1 pseudogene is annotated in these 1,451 nt (G+C 79.8%); it reads right to left on the reverse strand.

Annotated features, from left to right (window positions below):
* Nucleotides 1–1,451: pseudogene (locus F9B16_RS52170) on the reverse strand (AAA family ATPase); the annotation flags it as partial.

The raw sequence follows: 1,451 nt of genomic DNA on the forward strand, positions 1-1,451 counted from the left end.
GTCCGCGCGCAGCCGCGCGAGCCGCTCGCAGCGGTGCCGGGCCCGGTCGGCGGCGGACGCGGCGCCGGTCCGGGCGTCCTCCGCCTCCGCGAGCGCCGCCTCCAGCGCGTCCAGGTCGGGGGCCGGTCCGGCGGCGGCCTCGGCCAGCGTCCGGTCGGCGAGCAGGTCGCGGACGAGCGCCTCCTCGTCGTCGAAGCGGCGGAGCCGGTCGCGGAGCCCGGCCTGCTCCTCGTCCGGCATCGCGGCGGCGAGCACCTCGTCCGGTGTGCGGAAGCCCTCCTCCTCGGCGGTGGCCTTGGCGCGCGCGCGAGCGGCGGCGAGTTCCTCGGCGGCGCGGTCGGCCTCCCGCAGCGCGTCCATCGCCTCGGCCAGCGCGTCGGCCTCGCGGCCGAGCCGGTCGATGCGCGCCTCCAGGGTCGGGTCGGTGCCGCGCGCCTCGTCCAGCGCCGCGCGCAGCCGCTTCTCCTCGGCGTCGAGCTCCGCGCGCCGGGTGCGGTTCGCGGTGAGCGCCCGGACGTTGCCGTCCCGGGCGTCGCGGACGCGTTCGAGCTCCTGCTCGTCGCGGTGCAGGACGCTCTCCAGCCGGTCGGCCTCCGCGGCCCGTACCGTCGCCGCCGCGAGCAGCTCCTCGGCCTCGGCCAGATCGGCGGCGAGCGCCTCGGCGGCGGCCTCGCCGACGGTCTCCAGCAGGCCGTCGCGCTCGGTGCGCAGCGCCTCCACATGGCGCGCCGCGCCCTCCCGGTCGTGCTGGGCGCGGTCGGCGGCGGCCTGCGCCTCGTCGACCTGCTCCTCGGTCGGGATCAGCGCGAGGGACGTGAGCGGGGCGGGGTGCTCGGTGGAGCCGCAGACCCGGCAGGGCTCGCCGTCCTCCAGCTCCCCGGCGAGGACGGCCGCCATCCCGTCGAGCCGCGCCTGCCGCAGGTCCAGGACGTGCTGCCGGGCGTCCTGCGCGGCGTCGACCGCGTCGCGGTGCGCGGCCTCCGCCTCGGCGAGCAGGTGCCCGACCTGGTCGCGGCGGTGCGCCGCGTCGAGCCGGCGGCGCGCGTCGGCGACCGCGGCCTCCGCGCCCGGACGCCCGGCCGCGGCGATCCGCGCCTCGTCGAGTTCGGCGCGGCGCGCCTCGACGATCCCGGGAAGGTCGGCGAGAGCCGCGGAGATCCGCGCCTCCTCGGGTTCGAGGCGCGCCAACTCGCGCTCCAGCTCCGCCCGCTCGGCCTCCAGCTCGCTCAGCCGCGCCGCCTCCTGCCGGCGGTCCGCGAGCTTCGCCATCTCGTCGCGGCGCGCGCGCTCGGCCTTCGCCAGGACGTCCTCGGACGCGCTGGGCGGAAGCAGCATCCCGACCCGGGAACGGGTCTCCTCGGCCCACCGGCGTGCCTGGCCCGCGCGGACATGCCGGTCCTGCACGGCGCGCACCAGCGGCACGACCCGGTCCGCGCGCGCGGCGGCGTCGA

This window comes from Actinomadura montaniterrae (assembly GCF_008923365.1).
GTDB lineage: Bacteria > Actinomycetota > Actinomycetes > Streptosporangiales > Streptosporangiaceae > Spirillospora > Spirillospora montaniterrae.